The organism is Frisingicoccus sp. (genome assembly GCF_048388605.1).
Classification (GTDB): Bacteria; Bacillota; Clostridia; order Lachnospirales; family Lachnospiraceae; genus Frisingicoccus.
The window spans coordinates 1-18572 of record NZ_DBGCTU010000051.1 but is presented as its reverse complement, the minus strand read 5'-3'; the positions used below and the strand labels follow the sequence as shown (position 1 = coordinate 18572).

20 protein-coding genes and 1 pseudogene are annotated in these 18572 nt (G+C 42.5%); 20 read left to right on the top strand and 1 reads right to left on the bottom strand.

The window, feature by feature from the left end:
- Positions 1-14 precede the first annotated feature (14 nt).
- The 9 genes from ACMN7X_RS13435 to ACMN7X_RS13395 all read left to right on the top strand — a co-directional run bounded on the left by ACMN7X_RS13435 (position 15) and on the right by ACMN7X_RS13395 (position 7678).
- The gene (locus ACMN7X_RS13435) at positions 15-764 is read left to right on the top strand and encodes an alpha/beta fold hydrolase (RefSeq protein WP_418747967.1); all 750 of its coding nucleotides are present in this window, start codon (positions 15-17) and stop codon (positions 762-764) included.
- Complete coding sequence (locus ACMN7X_RS13430) at positions 761-1372, top strand: L-2-amino-thiazoline-4-carboxylic acid hydrolase (RefSeq protein WP_418747966.1); 612 nt, start codon at positions 761-763, stop codon at positions 1370-1372. Before ACMN7X_RS13435 ends, ACMN7X_RS13430 begins: the two co-directional genes overlap by 4 nt.
- Positions 1373-1384: 12 nt before the next feature.
- Positions 1385-2086 (top strand): DUF6796 family protein, encoded by a 702-nt coding sequence (locus ACMN7X_RS13425; protein ID WP_418747965.1) that lies wholly within the window; start codon positions 1385-1387, stop codon positions 2084-2086.
- A gap of 102 nt (positions 2087-2188) precedes the next feature.
- Positions 2189-2803 (top strand): class I SAM-dependent methyltransferase, encoded by a 615-nt coding sequence (locus ACMN7X_RS13420; RefSeq protein WP_418747964.1) that lies wholly within the window; start codon positions 2189-2191, stop codon positions 2801-2803.
- 54 nt (positions 2804-2857) lie between these two features.
- Entirely contained in the window at positions 2858-3862 is a 1005-nt protein-coding gene (locus ACMN7X_RS13415) for a helix-turn-helix domain-containing protein (RefSeq protein ID WP_418747963.1), read from the top strand.
- A gap of 111 nt (positions 3863-3973) precedes the next feature.
- Positions 3974-4747 carry a hypothetical protein gene (locus tag ACMN7X_RS13410; RefSeq protein WP_418747962.1) on the top strand — a complete coding sequence of 258 codons (774 nt, stop codon included), beginning with the start codon at positions 3974-3976 and terminating at the stop codon, positions 4745-4747.
- A gap of 204 nt (positions 4748-4951) precedes the next feature.
- Positions 4952-5569 carry a TetR/AcrR family transcriptional regulator gene (locus ACMN7X_RS13405; RefSeq protein WP_418747961.1) on the top strand — a complete coding sequence of 206 codons (618 nt, stop codon included), beginning with the start codon at positions 4952-4954 and terminating at the stop codon, positions 5567-5569.
- Between the two features lie 94 nt (positions 5570-5663).
- Positions 5664-7217 carry an ABC transporter ATP-binding protein gene (locus tag ACMN7X_RS13400; RefSeq protein WP_418747960.1) on the top strand — a complete coding sequence of 518 codons (1554 nt, stop codon included), beginning with the start codon at positions 5664-5666 and terminating at the stop codon, positions 7215-7217.
- A gap of 143 nt (positions 7218-7360) precedes the next feature.
- Positions 7361-7678, top strand: a complete 318-nt coding sequence (locus tag ACMN7X_RS13395; RefSeq protein WP_418747959.1) for a DUF6050 family protein — start codon at positions 7361-7363, stop codon at positions 7676-7678.
- 625 nt (positions 7679-8303) lie between these two features.
- On the opposite strand, the pseudogene ACMN7X_RS13390 reads toward ACMN7X_RS13395, so the two are convergent.
- Positions 8304-8546 (bottom strand): annotated as a pseudogene (locus tag ACMN7X_RS13390) (ATP-binding cassette domain-containing protein); the annotation flags it as partial.
- A 352-nt stretch (positions 8547-8898) separates the two neighbouring features.
- On the opposite strand from ACMN7X_RS13390, the gene ACMN7X_RS13385 reads away from it, so the two are divergent.
- From ACMN7X_RS13385 to ACMN7X_RS13335, 11 genes are all read left to right on the top strand, one after another.
- Positions 8899-9087, top strand: a complete 189-nt coding sequence (locus ACMN7X_RS13385) for a helix-turn-helix domain-containing protein (RefSeq protein WP_418747958.1) — start codon at positions 8899-8901, stop codon at positions 9085-9087.
- A complete protein-coding gene (locus ACMN7X_RS13380) occupies positions 9080-9778 on the top strand; it encodes a response regulator transcription factor (protein ID WP_418747957.1) in 699 nt (232 codons plus the stop codon). Before ACMN7X_RS13385 ends, ACMN7X_RS13380 begins: the two co-directional genes overlap by 8 nt.
- Complete coding sequence (locus ACMN7X_RS13375) at positions 9775-11004, top strand: sensor histidine kinase (protein ID WP_418748069.1); 1230 nt, start codon at positions 9775-9777, stop codon at positions 11002-11004. Before ACMN7X_RS13380 ends, ACMN7X_RS13375 begins: the two co-directional genes overlap by 4 nt.
- A 62-nt stretch (positions 11005-11066) precedes the next feature.
- Positions 11067-11762, top strand: a complete 696-nt coding sequence (locus tag ACMN7X_RS13370) for an ABC transporter ATP-binding protein (protein ID WP_418747956.1) — start codon at positions 11067-11069, stop codon at positions 11760-11762.
- Positions 11746-14088 (top strand): ABC transporter permease, encoded by a 2343-nt coding sequence (locus ACMN7X_RS13365; RefSeq protein ID WP_418747955.1) that lies wholly within the window; start codon positions 11746-11748, stop codon positions 14086-14088. The genes ACMN7X_RS13370 and ACMN7X_RS13365 overlap by 17 nt, the downstream gene beginning before the upstream one ends.
- 532 nt (positions 14089-14620) lie before the next feature.
- Positions 14621-15001: a response regulator transcription factor gene (locus ACMN7X_RS13360; protein ID WP_418747954.1), complete on the top strand. Its 381-nt coding sequence runs from the start codon at positions 14621-14623 to the stop codon at positions 14999-15001.
- A gap of 174 nt (positions 15002-15175) precedes the next feature.
- Positions 15176-15577 (top strand): winged helix-turn-helix domain-containing protein, encoded by a 402-nt coding sequence (locus tag ACMN7X_RS13355; protein ID WP_418747953.1) that lies wholly within the window; start codon positions 15176-15178, stop codon positions 15575-15577.
- Positions 15578-15654: 77 nt separating this feature from the next.
- The gene (locus tag ACMN7X_RS13350; protein ID WP_418747952.1) at positions 15655-16041 is read left to right on the top strand and encodes a hypothetical protein; all 387 of its coding nucleotides are present in this window, start codon (positions 15655-15657) and stop codon (positions 16039-16041) included.
- Positions 16042-16188: 147 nt separating this feature from the next.
- Positions 16189-16356: a helix-turn-helix domain-containing protein gene (locus ACMN7X_RS13345; RefSeq protein ID WP_418747951.1), complete on the top strand. Its 168-nt coding sequence runs from the start codon at positions 16189-16191 to the stop codon at positions 16354-16356.
- Between the two features lie 10 nt (positions 16357-16366).
- A complete protein-coding gene (locus ACMN7X_RS13340) occupies positions 16367-17077 on the top strand; it encodes a LytR/AlgR family response regulator transcription factor (protein WP_418747950.1) in 711 nt (236 codons plus the stop codon).
- 4 nt (positions 17078-17081) lie between these two features.
- On the top strand, positions 17082-18350 hold the full coding sequence (locus tag ACMN7X_RS13335; RefSeq protein ID WP_418747949.1) for a sensor histidine kinase: 1269 nt from the start codon (positions 17082-17084) through the stop codon (positions 18348-18350).
- Positions 18351-18572: the final 222 nt, after the last annotated feature.

Below are 18572 nucleotides of genomic sequence, written 5' to 3'. Positions count from 1 at the left end.
AAGGAGGAAGAAAAATGGTAATTCATGAGTATGGCGACAATAGTCTGCCGAAAATCGTGCTGCTGCATCCCATGCTGGCAGATGCCCGCTGTATGCGTAGGCTGACGGAAAGCATGGAAGGAACCTATTGCGCGATTATCCCCGATTTGTCCGGGCAGGGAGAAGATACTGGCGAGTACGGTAATGCCAGACAGGAAGCTGAAACGCTGCTTCTTTATTTGAAAGAGAAGGGATACACGGAGCTGGCACTGCTGATGGGGGCTTCTCTCGGAGGACTGGTGGGGATGTATCTGCTGGCACGGGGCGAGATTGCCTGTCAGACCGTGGTTTTTGAAGGCGTTCCTTTGTATGAAAACGCATGGATGATTCGCAGACTTATGACCTTCGGCTTCTTGAAAAAGCATCGTAAGGCTGTCCGAATGTCCCTTGACGCGGTGAAAAAGTCTATGACAGCGCGCTATGGCGTCTTTGGGGACGCAATGGCAGAGAATTTCGTAAAGATGAGCGAAACAAGCCTTGTGAATGTGGTAAAGGATTGTTCCGATTTCCCGTTTTCCCCTTTGCCGGAAGCTGTCCAGCGGCGGATTTTTATAGAGGTTGGCAGCAAGGATATAAACTGCAAACAAAACACGACGATTTTGAAGCATTATCCCGGCATTCATATTCGGGTGCGGAAGGGGTATGGACATTGTATGTATCTGTCGGAGCACTATGCGGAGTATGGAAAACTGGTGGAGAACTATATGGGCAGGGCAACATCATGAAAGAAAACGCAGGAACGAGGTTCTACGGCTGGTTTTACAGCCATGCCTGTAAGAGACAGTTGAAAAAGCAATATGGGCGCCGAACGCTGAACGCCGCGAAAAAAGAATACCGGGCGATTATCCGTCGGGCGAAGGACATTGGCCCTTCCCGGCTCTTAAGCGCCTACTGCATGGGTGCGTGGTTTATTGCTCTGAACCGGAGCGCGGGAGACAGTGCGGAGGAAAACTATGTCTTGTTTCGCGATGGCCTCCGAAAGAGCCGGCTGTTTGCCATGGCGATGGGAGACGCGGACGCCTATTTGGACGAAAAGAAGCTGCCGGGTCGCTTAAAATGGGCGAAGGAATCAAAAAAGAGAACATATGAAAACGACTGGGTCGTGGAGGTTCTGCCCGGTGGGGCAGTCTTTGACTTGGGCTATGATTATCTGGCGTGCGGCATTTGTAAGCTCTGCCAGGATGAGGGATGCCCGGAAATGGCCCGGTATCTATGTCGAATGGACTTTGTTTTGGCGGAGCTGATGGGCATGGAGCTTATGCGTACGACCACCATTGCGGAGGGCGGCGAGCGCTGCGATTTCCGCTATCGCCGTAAGCAGCAAAGCGTGTAAGGAGTGAGAAGAATGGATAGGAAAACGAAACGAAAAACGGAGCTTGCTTTGCTCTGCGGAATTCTGGGCAGTCTTTGCTTTGGTGTGGGAGACTGGCTCCTGGGCTATGTGGATCCCACACCCATTGGTGAGAATATCTTTTACTTTATCAGTGCGGGACACGGTGCAGGCTATGACGCATGGAAAATTGTCGTTACGCTGGTTATGGCCATGGTCGGAATGTGCTTTTTGGTTCCGGGCATGACAGGATCCGCAGAAGTTGCCCGGAAGTCCGGGACAAGGAAACTTCTCCGGTATCTCTTTGCGCTTTGTGCTGTGGGCTGGATTGTGATTCATTTTGGCGTGGCGGTCAATGTATTGGTGTTCTCCATAGCGGAAAGGGCTGGTGGCCGGGAACTGGCAATCTCGCTTTCCTACGACATGAACAACGTCTGTCTGCTGTTCCTCTACTGCGCCTATGTGTTTGTGGCGGCGGCTCTGATTACGCTGATCGTCCTGATCCTTTGCGGGAAGACCCGCCTGAAATGGACAGCGACGCTGTTTACTCCTGCCGTTCCGATGGGGATTATATCTGTCGTTTCAGGGCTTCTGCCTGCGTCGCCCTTTGCCTACGGGCTGTCAACCTTTTGCATGAATGGTGGGCTGATTGTCTGGTTTGTATATCTTCTGCTTCATCAAGATACGGTTACGGAGGATTGCACAGATGAATTCTGAAACAGTTTCGATTTGCGGTGTTTCCTATCTACCGGGTGATCGGGAAAGTCCCTGCCTTGCGGAACCTGTCGAATAAACTTGCAGTATTGGAGATTTGCAGAAATGGAGAATGATAACAAAAGTTTCTGGCAGCGGTTTGCTAAGCTCTACAGCCCAATCATGGAAAAAAGCAGCTCTCGTCTTTACCGAGATATTTGCGACAGGATTCGTCCCAATCTGAATCGGGAGATGAACGTACTGGAACTTGCCTGCGGCACGGGGCAGCTTTCCTACCCGCTATCCGGTAGAGTTCATCTATGGGAGGCTACCGACTTTTCCGAGGCGATGATCGCGGAGGCAAAAAAGAACAACACATCCCGGCGGCTGCATTTCTCAGTGCAGGACGCAACGGCACTGCCTTATGCGCCGGAGAGCTTTGATGCCGTGGTGATCTCCAACGCGCTGCATATTATGCCGCATCCGGAAAAGGCACTTTCGGAGATTCGGCGGGTTTTGAAGCCGGGCGGGGCGCTGTTTGCCCCGACCTTTATCCATGGGGAAAGTACGGGATTTCGCCTGCGGGTGAAGCTCATGGAGCCGGCAGGCTTTCATACATACCACAAGTGGAACGCGGAAGAATTTATGGCGTTTATTGCGAGGCATGGCTTTGAAGTGATCCATCAGGAAACGCTGGGCGGCAGTCTTGCGCCGCTCAGTTATTTGGCTGCCAGGAAATGAGAAATGGCGCAGATGCTACAATTTGGATAGAATTCAGATAGGAGGTGGCAGCCGATGGATAATCCATATAAGATTGTCGGAGATATACTTTCATCTCCACTATTCCCTGAATGCGGCTTTAGCAGTGTTGACCTGTATGGAGCTTCTGTTCAGAAGAAAACGGAAGTTTCTGCATGTTCGAGCTTTCATCTTGAGAATGAAAGTGGTACTGGAGATATTACAGTATATCTGGCGTTTCCCGGCATGGAGCTTGTCTATAATGATATGCACATGGAATATTGCAACAAGATACAAGATCCCCGTCCCGGTATAATTGAAATCAATTACTGTCGGGAAGGGCGATGCGAATGCGCTTTTGGAGAACGGAGCTATTGCTATATGTCCGCCGGGGACTTGTCTATCTGTTCTTTGCAACGCAGGTCACATACATCGTCTTTTCCTACTTCCCATTATCACGGTATTACGGTCACAATTGATTTTGCCGGGATTACGAAGGAAATGACAATGATTCTTGAGCTGCTTTCCGTTGACCTTTCCCGGATTTTTGAGTTATCCAGAAAGCAGGATTTTTATATAGTTCGTGCAAGCAAAACAGTTCAGCACATATTTTCAGAGTTATATACGGTTCAGGAGCGCATTAAGACAGGTTATATCAAGGTGAAGCTCATGGAGCTTTTACTTATGCTGACGGAACTGGATTTTGATACGGGCAAGGTAGACTATGTTTATTATTCCCAGGCGCAAAGGAACTGCATCCGACAAATTCACGATTTCATGGTAGATCATATCGCAGAACATTATACAATCGGAGAACTGGCAGAGCGTTTTAAAATATCTCCTACTGCAATGAAGAACTGCTTTAAAGGGATGTATGGTGTTCCTATTTATACTTATATTCGTACTTATCGCTTGCAAATTGCAGAACATTTATTGCGGGAGGGGCAACTATCTGTAGCGGAGATTGCTGCGAAAATCGGATATACCAATCCAAACAAGTTTACATCTGCATTTTGCTCTGAATACGGGATACCGCCTACCCAGTATCAAAAAAATGTCTGAATGGATAGAATTTAGTCTGCTTGGTCATTGTGTTTCAGATGAGAGTCGGATAAAATATATATTGGTTAGCAAACGCTAACTAATATATATTTTTTTATGGGAGGATTTGTAATGAAACACAGAAAATTTGCAATCCTGTTTCTTGCTCTTGTATTGGTGCTTTCTTTACTGGCTGGCTGTGGAAATACAAGCAATAGCACACCCGAAACGCAGCAGCCCACAAGCATTGTTGCAGATGGATCGTCTACCAGTGAGAACGCAGAACAGGAAAGTAAAGTTGACGAAAATCAGGCAGCAGCGGAACAACTCTTACTTGAGCTGGAAGGAACTTATCAGGAGCTTTGGCCGGTTGTTTTGGCAGACGAATATAACCAGCTATGGTTGGATACCAGCGCGGAGCTTGTAGGTGAGGAAAATGCAGAAGGTGCTGTTGAAAAGATGACCTCTATGGTAACAGGAACCGTTACTGGCGAGGAGGCAGTAGAGGCTTACAAAGACGGTAACATGGCATATTGTTGCGAATTCCTGCAGGATGTGGAGCAATTCATATTTAACGGTACGACCATCTCCGGCGTGGACAAGGAAGGCAATGAGCTGTTTAGCCATTCTTATCACTATGTAGGCATGGAAGAGATTCGCGGCCTTTACGTGTATGAAAGCGATGATAAAGATTCCGGCGAATTTACATATTTTTGCATAGCGCCGGACACGATGGAAACCACCCAGCACATTGAGTTCCGCTATGGAAGTAATTTGGATGCACTGGGACAGTACGATGCAGGCAATTATGCTTACTGGTTGGCTTCTGGCATTTCAGTTGATCACACAGAGGAAGATGTTGAAAACTGCATTATCCTTTTCTGCACAGAAAATCTGTCTGAATAAGCAAAGCAAGCTTTATTGAAAGAAGCCTACAAAGGGGGCGAGGCCGGCTCAGAACATTTGTAGAAGATTCTCCTTACAAAAAGCATAGTCCAAGAGAATTGAATACATAAAATGGATGTTCGTTTCGCCCTCTTGACATTTCTGAAAACGTTGGTATAATAAAAACAGTGTTATGAAACGACGTTTCAAATAGGAGGTGAAGAAATGGCAAAGCAGATTGAGGGCGTATATGAGCGGATATTGGAATGCGCAAAGAAGGAGTTCTTAGAGAAGGGGTATTCCGATGCATCGCTTCGGACGATTGCTGCAGAAGCTGATACCAGTACCAATTCCATTTATGTACGTTTTCAGGATAAGGAAGGGTTATTTGCTGCCATTGTGGAGCCGGCTGCTACAGCATTTAAGGAGCAGTTTTGTAAGGTGCAGGAGACCTTCCACGCATTTGACCCGGAGACGCAGCGCCAGGAAGTGGGGAAGTATTCCGCAGATGAAATGCTGAAGCTGGTGGATTATATGTATGATCACTTTGACGCTTTCCGGCTTTTGCTGGATGCTTCCTATGGGACGAAGTTTCAGCATTTTGTGGATGAGCTGGTATCCATAGAAGAGGCGTATACATGGAAGTGGATGGAGGTCACAGGCGTTGGGTCGGAGTTTTCGGATACGATGACAAGGGAATTGTACCATATGATGGTTACCGCTTATTATGAGGGCGTTTTTGAAACGGTGCGTCATGGAATGAGCCGGGAAAACGCCAAAAAATATATCTCGCTGATGGGAAAATACCATCATGCCGGATTTATGGCTATTGCGGAAATGTAGAAATCGTTTATAGGGCTGCCGAACTGGTGACAGTCAAGCAGCCTTAAAATAAATCAATCAGTTAGCGAGAGCTAACCTAAAAGGAGGAAACCATATGAAGAAACAAAGTCCCCTGCTCCGCATCTGGGAGCTGGGCGAAACGGAACACGGTGGATTGATCTTTGCCATGGGCAGCGCCTTCCTGGGCGTGGCGCTGGGGATGCTTCCCTACATCAGCGCGGCGCAGATCATCATTGGTCTGCTGTCCGGAAACCGGGAGCTTTCTGCCTATATGCCATGGCTTGCGGCGGGGTTAGCCGGTTATACAGCCCGTACCCTGCTCTATAACCTGGCTCTGTCCAGATCTCACAAGGCAACCTTTTCCATTTTGAAAACTATCCGGCAGAAGATTCTTGCGAAGCTGCCAAAGCTCCCCCTTGGAACGGTTCTCGATACACCCAGCGGCAAAATTAAGCAGATCGTCGTGGATCAGGTGGACGGGATGGAGACCACACTGGCTCACCTTCTCCCGGAGATGACCGCCAACATTGCGGGGCCGGTTCTGATCCTGATTTACTTATTTGCTCTGGACTGGCGCATGGCGCTTTTGTCTCTGGTGTCGATCCCAGTGGGCATGATTTTCATGATGTCGGTCATGGGTTCCTATGGGAAAGATTATGAAGGTGCGGTCAAAACGACGCAGGCCATGAACGGAACCATCGTAGAGTACATCGGCGGAATCGAGGTGATCAAAGCCTTTAATCAGGGAAAAGCGTCTTACGCCAAGTTTGCCGACCGGGTAACAGCCAATGCGTCTTATTATTATAACTGGATGAAAAAGTGCCTGTTTGGTACATCCATGGGATATGCAGTTTCTCCGGCTACCCTGATTACGATCCTGCCGGTGGGGTGGCTTTTGTACCGGGGCGGAAGCCTGTCCATGGAAGTTTTTATTACGACGATTCTTTTGTCTATGGGGATTGCAGGCCCCTTGCTTGCGGCGATGAACTTTGTGGATACCCTTGCCCAGGTGGGGACCACGGTGGCAACCGTGGATGAGCTGCTTGCGGCGAAAGAGCAGGATCATGGGGAAAAGCAAGTGGTGTTTTCCGGCTATGATATTGCGCTTTCCCACGTGTCCTTCGGTTATCATGAGGGCCAGAATATTTTGAAGGACGTGAGCCTTTCCATTCTGGCGGGCAGTATGACAGCGCTGGTTGGCCCTTCCGGATCCGGCAAATCCACCATTGCAAAGCTGATCGCAGGCTTCTGGGATGTGGAAGAAGGAAGCGTATCTATGGGCGGCGTGGATGAGCGAGACATTCCGCTTTCTCAGCTATACGACCAGGTAGCGTTTGTGTCCCAGGACAATTACCTGTTTGATGAAAGCGTCCGGGAAAATATCCGCATGGGCCGGCTTTTCGCCACAGACAGAGAAGTGGAAGAAGCGGCAAAGGCCGCAGGCTGCGACGCTTTTATCCGCAGTCTGGAAAAGGGCTATGATACAAAAGTCGGCGGCGGAGGCGCCCATCTGTCCGGCGGAGAGCGGCAGCGGATCGCTATTGCCCGTGCCATGCTGAAGGACGCGCCTATTGTTATTCTCGATGACTGTGAGATAATAGGACTAACAAGGAGAAACCCAATAAAATCAAGGGTTCTGCCGTGTTAGTTCTATTTTTTTGACCGAAAAAGAACACGATTTTAAGTAATTGGAAAGGAGATCCCGTCAGTGATGGACTGACTTTAAAATTTGGAAATGGTGCAATATAATGAGTAGTGTCGTATTGATAAAAAGAAAAGTTGGGGGATTGAATGATGGGCAAAGAGCTTATGGAGAAAACAATATTACCGATGCTGCTTCTGGCGGTATGGGCGTGGATCGCATATCATTTCTGTGTATCTTTGGAACAGACTGAGTTGTGGAAGATATGGATGGTGGTTGGTATGCCTTTTGGTATTCATAGAATGTACATCTGGTTATTACCTAAGAATTTCGATATAGGCGGAACTGTCGGTGTCTGGGTAATGAATATAATAGTAGGCTGCCTGATCGGTGAGGTAGTAGTCGTATGGTACATACTTCGTGCTGTGTATGTTTTAGTAAAGTATTTTGTGAGCTTGTTAAAGTAAGTAGAGAGTTAAATGAAATATTCATTGGCGCACCCTCTCACTGACTTGCGTACCATAAATTGATACAATGCACCCTCTGATGCCTTGAGGGTGCAAATTTAACGATTTCCCTACTCAAAAAACGGAAGGAAGCATTTGCTGAATAAAGGCAGATACTCCGGAATTCAGTGTTTTGATGCTGATCCGGTTTTTTGTTTTAGAGAATAGAATATGGAGATAGGAGTGGGAAAATTCAGGGTTATATGGTAGAATGAAATCCAGTGACAGATAAGAATTTGGCGGAGATAATTATCATGGATATAATTGAAAAATTACAAGATAAGAATAACACAGCTGCATATAGAGTTCTTTTGAATCTCGAAGCTGCGTCTGCGGAATCAAATGAGTTGTATGACTATTTTGAGAAGTTTCTAAAACTGATTTCTCATCAAATCTCATTTATCCTGTGGGTATGCCCTTGCAGATAGGGACTGTCTTGGAGCACCTCTTTCATCGCTGCAAATAAATTCTCATTATTTTCAAGTGCTTTCCCATTTATGCTTAGAAGGTGGGTTTCAGGCGTCATGTTTAATCTCATTTGCTCATAAAAACTATCGCTCACAATCAGTGTTCCTACACTATTTGCAAAGACAATAGGATTTGTGCCACCCAGTTTCCTTATGTTTACGCCATTGATCCAAATGTCCCAGCTTGTTGGGGTGTCAATAGTTGAGAGAACATTGAGCAACGTGGTCTTTCCTGAACCAGATGCTCCCATGATGCCGATAAATTCCCCCTCGGCTACATCAAAAGACGCCTTATTCAAACTTGGATGTTGTGCCTTTGCACAAACCTTAGTGACTTCCTTTGCTTTCAATAATATAGCCATACTAAAACCTCCTTTTTGTGTAGTGACATCATTGTAGCATCCTGGGTGAAAATGCGAATGAGTAAATCAAGCAAAAAAATTTGCGTGATTTACTATCCTTGGCCTGTATTAAGCGTTTCATAGAAACGCACAGCTGTCACCGCAGGTGGCAATCTCATGGGTTTGGGGACATGTCACCAACAAGCGTTTTTGCAGGTTTGCCGGTTACGGCAAATCTGCAAAAATAAGCAAGTTTATATAAGTTTGCATTGCCAGTAGTATCGTGAACTATAAACCTTACAAAATCGTAAGTTGCTATTATTCGTCATGCCGTATATAATAATGCTGATTCTGAAGAAAGGACGGGCGGATTATGGATTATATGTCTTGTGCCGAAGCAGCAGGCAAGTGGGGCATTTCTGAACGGCGAGTACAAAAACTATGCGAGGGAAATCGCATACCGGGTGTCGAAAAATTGGGGAGTATGTGGCTGATTCCAAAGAAATCGGAAAAGCCTATTGATGGCAGAACAAAACAGGGAAAGGAACAGAAGCATGAATAAGATTTTTTTGTTAGAGGATGACGTAAGTCTTATTGATGGACTACGCTACTCTTTGAAAAAGAACGATTTTGATGTTGAGATTGCCCGTACTGTGAGCGAAGCATTACAACTACTGACCGAAATGGAGAGATTTGATTTGCTCATTCTGGATGTCACATTGCCAGATGGTACAGGGTTTGATGTTTGTGAAAAGGTGCGGAAACAAAATGCCCGAATCCCGATCATCTTTTTAACTGCGTCTGATGAAGAAGTTAATGTGATCCGGGGACTGGACAGCGGTGGTGATGATTATATAACAAAGCCATTTAAACTTGGGGAATTGTGTTCTCGTATCCGGGCATTATTGCGTCGAGCTGGCATTTCTGACAGAGAAAAAAGTACAACTATCGAATGTGGAGACATAACGATTGACCTCTTAGGCAGTCGGGTACTTCTGAATGGTAGAGTATTAGATTTAACAAGTGCAGAATATCGCTTATTGTGTCTTTTGGTTCGCAATGCAAACCGTGTTGTTTCGAGAGATATTATCCTAAATGATTTGTGGGATGGTACAGGAAATTTTGTTGACGATAATACCTTATCTGTTTATATTCGTCGGCTTCGTGAAAAAGTAGAAACCGATGCTTCCCACCCTCAGCACTTAATCACTGTTCGCGGATTTGGTTATCAATGGAAGGAAGTGGACGCATGAGCATATTCCGTGATAGACAAGTTAAGTTTTTTGCTTTTTTCGTTGCCTTATACATTGTTCTGGTTTTTGGGGTGAGCGCATGGTTTTGTCAAACGCAAATAGCTGCTGCAAAATCTATGTATCTGGAACGTGATAGGGCTGTTGTATCTGCTCTATTGGAACAGGGAGTTTCAAAAGAAGTGATTGCAAATGCTATTTCTTCCACAGATACAAGTGCCGCCGGGATGGAATTTTTAAATAGTTTAGGAATTAAACAAAATACGCTTAATAGTTTATTGCCGCATTTCTCCCAATTTCAACAGCATTTTTTGCTTATGGCATTGGGCGGGGGTATTTTCCTAACGCTAATTCTTGGCATTGGAATTATTTTTTTCCTGCGGATTAGGAATAGGCTTTATCAGCAGGCAGAAAAAATCATAGATAATTATATTAACAATGACTATTCCTGCCATTTGCCGCAAGATAGCGAGGGGGAAATCTTTCATTTATTTGCTTCTGTTGAACAGCTTGCTACTATGCTTCAAGCCAAAAACGAAACAGAACATAAAACAAAGGAATTTCTGAAAAGTACAATTTCGGATATTTCACATCAGCTAAAAACTCCATTAGCAGCTTTAATGATGTATCAGGAAATCATAGAAGCTGAGCCGGATAATGCTGAAACGGTAAAGGAATTTTCACAAAAAAACGGAACTGCCTTAAAACGAATAGAACAGCTTATTTTGTCTATGCTGAAAATCACACGTTTAGACACTGGAAATATTCTTTTTGAAAAGCAATCATGTTTCATACAGGAATTGATTAAAAACGCAATCAGCGAGCTTACGACAAGGGCTACACAGGAAAGAAAACAGATTATTTTAAATGGAACACCTAATCAAACAGTCATCTGCGATATGGACTGGACAAGTGAAGCGATTGGAAACCTTGTGAAAAATGCTATAGACCATACAAAAGCGGGAGGAATAATTAGAATTACTTGGGAAAGTACACCAACTATGATACGGATTTTAGTTTCCGATAATGGAAACGGGGTTGCCCCGGAAGATATACACCATATTTTCAAACGCTTTTACCGCAGCAAATATTCTCTCAATACTCCGGGAATTGGATTAGGACTGCCTCTTGCAAAATCGATCATAGAGGGACAAGGCGGGCATATTTCCGTTCAAAGTATTTTACATGAGGGAACCACCTTTTCAGTTTCTTTCCTTACGAAATCGTAAGGTTAAATTCACCGGATTGTAAGCTGCCCCTGCTATCCTTTGAGAAAAGGAGGTTATTAATTATGGAAATTTTAAGAGTTGAAAACTTGTGCAAAACTTATGGTAAAGGCGAAGCAAAAGTAAACGCCTTGAAAAATGTGTCTTTCTCCCTTGAAAAAGGGGAATTTGCCGCCGTTGTAGGTGAGTCCGGTTCTGGAAAAAGCACTCTGCTTAATTGTATTGGTGCTTTAGATGCGCCGACTTCCGGTTCCATTTTTATTGACGGGCAAAACCTGTTTTCTATGAAAGAGGACAAACGGACGATTTTCAGACGACGCAATATTGGATTTATCTTTCAGTCTTTTCAGCTTGTATCGGAACTGGACGTAGAACAAAATATTATGTTTCCTCTGCTGTTGGACTACCGTAAACCAGACCCAAACAGAGTAAATGAAATCCTTAGTCTACTTGGGCTTACTGAACGCCGTCACCATTTACCGAGCCAGTTATCCGGGGGACAGCAGCAACGAGTAGCGATTGGCAGGGCACTAATTACACAGCCGAAACTTATTTTGGCGGATGAACCCACAGGAAATCTTGATAGTAAAAACAGCAAAGACGTTATTGATATGCTTACCAGTGCTTCAAGACGTTTTCAGCAAACTATTTTGATGATTACGCACAATAATAATTTAACTGCTTCGGTTGACAGGGTATTTCGTGTAAGTGACGGTATTATTACAGATTTGGGAGGGACATCTAATGAAACATTATCTTAAACTTGTTCCTATATCTGCAAAAATCCACCGCAAGCAAAGCAAAATGACCCGTATTTGTATTACCCTTGCGGTACTTTTGGTTGCCGTCATGTTTGGGCTTGCCGATATGTATTTACAGGGGGTCACACAACATCAGATGGAGGAAAGCGGGAATTGGCATTATGAGTTTCATTCTATTGATACACAAACGGCATCCTTTATTTCAGCACGCCCAGAGGTAGAGGTCGCCGGGTGGCACAATATGGTTTCTTCCGAAGCGGGATATTCTATAAAAGACCAGTCTGTTGCAATCAGCGCACAGGATAAGACCGTTTTTGGAGGTATATTCTTGAACGAAATTACAGAGGGGGAATATCCAGACGAGCCAAACGAAATTGCAGTATCTTCTTCACTCAAAAATAATTCTTTTGTTTCGCTGAATGAAACGGTTGGATTATGCAAGCCAGACGGAAACGCAGCGGATTATCTGGTAGTTGGATTTTTGGATGATACAAAGACTTCACGCTTAATTACTGGAAATGCACCGATTGTAATAATGACACCAGAAGAATTAGGGAACCTTGCTGCTCCAAATGCGAATGAAAGCTATGTCGTTCAATTTTCACGTTTATGCAATATACCGAACACAATCAATGACATAAAGGCAAACAATAAGTTATCCGATGAACAGATAACCGGGAATATTCCTCTTTTGAGTATACAAGGACAAATAGAGGGAAAAACAGGCGTAAATCAGATTTATCAAGTAGCTTTTATTCTCTCTGTTATCGTTATGCTGACCTGTATTCTGATGATTTCAAGCAGTTTGAATAGTAATGTCGCAGAACGGACGGAATTTTTTGGTATGCTCAGGTGTTTAGGCGCAACAAAACGGCAGATCATGCGATTTGTACGTTTAGAGGGATTGTATTGGTGCAAAACAGCTATTCCTATTGGAATTATATTCTCCATAGTGATTGTCTGGATTTTGTCGGCTGCTATGCGGGTAATAAATTCTCAATGGTTTTCATCTATGCCAATTTTGGGGATCAGTTGGATAAGTATAATAGCAAGTATTCTGTTAGGACTTCTGACTGTTTTATTGGCTGCACGTTCTCCGGCAAAGAGAGCAGCAAAAGTTTCCCCGCTTACTGCTGTATCGGGAAATGCCGAGCAAACAGCTTCATTCCGTAAAGCTGCTAATACAAAGACCTTTAAAATTGAAACTGCATTGGGTATTCATCACGCGAAAGCAAAGAAAAGGAATTATATTTTAATGACAGGGGCATTTGCTGTCTGCATTACTTTGTTTCTTTCATTCAGTACCCTTGTTGATTTTATGAAAAACGCTTTTGTTCCCCCAGTATATACGCCAGAATTATCCATAGTAAGTGAAACTAATACTTGTTCGATTGACAATGAACTGTTAGAGCAAATTAAGCAAAATGATGTTGTCAAACGGGCATACGGACGTATGTTTGCTTATAATGTTCCGGCAGAATATAGCGGGAAAAGCCATAATGCAAATCTTATTTCCTATGAGGAAAATCAATTTGGGTGGGCGGAAGACTTTTTAGTAGCCGGTTCCATAGAAACAGTCATGCAACAAGATAATCAAGTATTATTTGTACAGACGGAAAATGCCGATGTGCAAGTTGGCGACAATATAACCTTGTCTATCAATGATAGTACACAGACTGTTACAGTTGCAGGGATTTTATCTGATAGTCCTTTAGCCCGTGTGGAGAGAACGGAAACCTTTTTCTGTTCAGAAAAAACCTTTACCGCACTGACAAGAGAAACAGGCTATACGATTATAGATATTCAGTTTGAGAACAACGCTTCCGGTGAAGATGTAAAAGCAATCGAAGATTTATTTACTGATGGCGGTGTAATATTTTCAGACAGTCTTTTACAGGTTCAGCAGCAAAGAAATCTGTACCATACTTTTGCCGTCCTTGTTTATGGTTTCCTTTCTATTATCGTTGCGATTACCATTTTCCATATTATGAATACAATCAATATGGGGGTTGCGGCAAAAATGAAAGCATACGGAGGCATGCGGGCGATCGGAATGAGTGACCGTCAACTTGTAAAAATGATAATCGCAGAAGCAGGAACCTATGCGATAAACGGGGTTGTTTGGGGCTGCATCATTGGGATTCCTATGCACTGGGTTATTTATGTAAGTTTAATAACAAATATCTGGGGAACTGCGTGGAGTGTACCTTTTATTCCTCTTATACTCATAATCGCTATTGCTTTATTTACTTCCCTTTTGGCGGTTCGGGGGCCTGCGAAAATATTACAAAGAATGTCTATCATTGAAAATATCAGCGCACAATAATTTTTCATAATTTCTTGAGAGGGCAGTTTCAAAAGCTACCCTCTCTTTTTCTACCTTACAAATCCGTAAGCTAAAATTCATCTTAAAGTAAGCTGATATTGATAAAATAAAGAAAAACAAATCATTTGTTCATTATCTGCCACACGCCGACAAAAAAGAAAAAAAGTCATCGTAGCGCAGATATATTTTCACGCACCTATCATAATTCCGGCGGCTTTGATTTTCAGAGCCGCCGTTTCTTTTTACTTGTACGATGACCCTTAACTATGTAGACATGGCGGCTAAAGGAGGTAGTCGCCATGATGTATAAAGCGTATCGACAAAGTACGACCATTTGTCAGCACACAATAATAATATCTGAATCTTAGGCGGTCAGTTCAATGAACTGTTCGCTCTTTTCAACCTTACGATTTCGTAAGCAGAAATTCACCTAATTGTAAGCTGGAGTCTATACAATATAAAATAAGTTGATATTGTTGTTGTGAGAAAAATCTATTTTTGCATGTTGGGAGATGGAATACAATGAAAAAAATTGCTTGTAGATGATGATGCAACATCTCTGAGAGTTTTATCGGATTTGCTGAGTAAACAGTTTCAGATATATGAAGCCTGTGGCGTAAATGAGGCACTGCGTTGTTTGGACGAGGATACAGTTGATTTAATATGCTCTGATTACAATATGCCGGATCGAACAGGATTGGAACTTCTGGAGCGGCTTTATAAGAGTAACCAGAAGTTTCCTTTCATTTTGATGTCTGGAATGGAGGAGCCTTTTGTGGTCAATAGTGTAAAATTCTATGGCGGCACGTTCTGTGACAAGACTAATCCGGATTTGCTTACAATAATCAGAAATATGGCGGTGCGTAGCACTATTTTTCGATATATTTTGTCGAAAACTTTTTTAAAATTATAGACGGTTCGGTCATTCATAACCCGGTATTTTATAATGGCAGAAAAGAAAGAAACCAACAGTAACAAATAATAGCTGCTTGAAATGTATTGATAGAAGATAAAGAAAGTGACCATAAGTTCGCTATTCATTAAAGAGCAACAGAAAGGAAATTTATAAGTGGATGTACTATTTATTATGATGGAAAAAGTCCAGGAGGGATTTTGCGAGGAACTTATGAAGCTTGCAAACCAGTACGGGTATAAACTGAATAAGGCAGCTTACCGGACAAAGGACATTGTGTGTGGACGCCTCCAGATTATTCCATCGAAGCGTCAGGTGTTTTGTGATGGAGACGAAATCACCATGACGAGTAAGGAGTTTGATATTCTGGAATTTCTTGCCAGAAACCAGGGGCAGGTGTTTAGTAAAGAGCAGATTTATGATAGGATATGGGGAGAATATTATGTGGCAGATGACCGGAATATAACTGCTTATATCAACAAAATCCGTAAGAAGATCGAACCGGACCAGTCCAATCCCATTTACATTCAGACAGTCTGGGGCGTAGGTTACAAATTTAATGAGAAGATAGGATAAGCAGGGATGTATGAAATATGCAGTCTCTGCTTATTTTATAAAACAGAACTATAGTTTAACCAAAGGAGGATTTTGAAATGGGAAATGAAGTAACGGAAAAACTGGTGCTTTTTCTGCAGAACCTGAGATGTGAGGACGCAGGCAGGGAGACGCTGGTACATCTTGCCGGCAGCAAGAAAGAAAAAGAAAATTTGGGAAATCTTCGTACCGGATACGAAAAATTGAAGGAACGGATGCCTGCCTCTGACAAAGATTATCTGGAGAAGTATATGGAGCAGATGGAAAGAGCAGCTTTTGAGGAACAGCAGGAAGCGTATCTGCAGGGGATGCTTGATGCTTTCCAAATTCTGCAGGGGATAGGAGTGATTCGGGCAAGTGAAACGGTGGAAAATCTGATCCGGCAAATACTTTTAGCATATCTTATTGGGACTGTCATTGGCAGCGGTTATCGGTTTGTGGGGTGAGAATAGAGGCAGAAGATGGTGCTCCGTTATGGAATCTGTCATATCTGCTTTTTTAGGTTATCAGAAAGTTTAGGATAATTTAAGACTGTATGACTTGCTTATTTCGTTTTTACGAAATATAATAGTACTTATTGGGAGGGAGCAGAGATGGATTTTATGACTACGAAAGAAGCTGCCTGCAAATGGAAAGTGACGGAACGGATGGTGCAGTATCACTGTAAAGCAGGTCGGATTGGAGGAGCAGTAAAGATGGCAGGTGTCTGGCTGATACCAAAGGAAGCGGAAAAGCCGGTTGACGGACGGTATAAGAAATGAGGTGAAAGCAATGCTGCACATAGCTATTTGTGATGACGACTTAATATTAAGCAAGACGCTTTATCAATTCATATTTGAAACTTATCGGGATATTGATTTGTTCATAGACCAATACGATTCCGGGGAGGAATTTCTAAATAAGATTATTTCATCAAAAAAAACCTATGACTTGCTTCTGTTGGATATAGAAATGAATAAAATCAGTGGAATTGCGGTAGCTAAAGAACTGAAAAAACTATCGCCTAAGACATATATTGTGTTCATAACCTCACATGATGAATTTGCAACAGTTGGATATGAGGTTTCTGCTTTTCGATACCTTGTCAAACCTATCAAAAAAGCAAAATTGATTGAAGCAATAGAGGCAGTTAAAACGGAACTTCTATCTCAAAAAAGTATTACTGTTCAAAATAGAGAGGGCGAGTATGTTATTCCAGTAAACGATATGATATGTCTTGAGGCCCAAAATCAAGATGTTTTAATATATACCCTTGATCAGAAGATATTACATCGTGGAAATCTGAATGAATATGAGCAGCAGCTTTCTAAAGATGGGTTTTACAGAATTCATAGAAGTTATCTGATAAATATGCGCTTTGTAAAGTCATACAGCAAAACAGATGTAACATTAAACGGTGGCTTAGTATTGCCACTTAGCCGATTACGTTTCAAGAACTTTACAACTCATTTTCGGGAGTATATAAAGAGGACTGCGAGGTAACTATATGGAGGTATTGAATTTACTATCTGTTATATTGGATTTATTGGCATGGACTGCTTTGATCCGTTTACTATATTGTCCCGGCTTAAAATTTGATATAAAGTTTTGGAGCTATATTACACTGATTGCCGTAATTGAGCATATTTTTGCTTATCAAGGTAAAATCTTGGAGGCTGTCGCCATTATGACAGTCTTATATCCTCTGGTTTTAATTATGTTTACGCCGGTTGAAAAAAAGATTTCAAAGTTCTTTTATTCACTTATTATCATTCAATTTCTGTTCATTCCGGCGAATATGATTTCATTGATTGCTGGAATGGCTGGATTTAATGTAGATATAACCGTTATGGTTTTATATGCGGCTATTGATATTGTTATTTTACCTTTTTGTCATAAGCATTACGAAAAATCCATCCATAATATTCGCATAATAGGAAAATCCGATATTGCTTTTTGTCTGGCCCTCAATATTTTTTCGTTGTATGTGAGTATTATTATAGATCCCGCCTTTGGTCTTTTTAAGCAAGGCGAACAATACGGAATGATAGGTTTGCTCATTATCGTAACGGTTTTGCTTAATTTCCTGTTTTGTCTTTTGATTTTTAGAAGCAAATTGTCGAGATACTATAAGACCATGTATCAACTTAACAATCAGTACATGGAAATGGAGTTACGTTATTTCTCAATCTACAAAGACAGTCAAACAGAGTTACGCAAATATCGTCACGATATGAAAAATCATCTGCTTTGCTTGCATACTTTGTGTGAGGAAGAAAACTATTCCGAAATCAAAAAATTTGTTCGGAGCCTTACGGATGGGTGGCAGGACATAAATCAATTTTATCATGTTGGAAACGATATTGCTGATGCAATCATCAATGGTAAACATTACATGGCAAAGGAACATAGTATAGCGCTTGATGTTTCTGGTCGTTTTCAAAGTGATCTAAAATTATCCGCCTTAGAAATATGCACAATCTTTTCAAATGCGATTGACAATGCGATTGAAGAAAATCTAAAGATTGAAGATGAAAGCAAGCGGCATATCAACATTGAAATAAAGCAGACGGAAAATTTCTTTGTAGTATCTTTTGAAAATCCTTTGTCTGCCCCTGTTAAGGTGAGCAACAATTCTCTGATACCGAGTACAAAAAAAACTGCCGATCATGGTTTTGGATTGTTGAACATCAAGAGCACCGCAGAAAAAAATGGAGGTTATATCGAACTTGATACGAAAAAGCACTTTATCCTTACGGTTGTAATTCCTCGTTGAACATCTTACTCCATATAGTAAACATCTGGGGCTGTAAAAAAAGTCCCATAAATGAAAAATCGCTGAGGTCGTGAGACTTCAGCGATTTTTTGGTATAATTAATTTATGCTACTAAATAATAATACCAATGGTAATTATACTACTCGTCAGTTGAAATTACCATTGGAAATAGAAAAATTAATTGATATTTCTGATCCGGTATATACTTTCTGTGAGGTTATG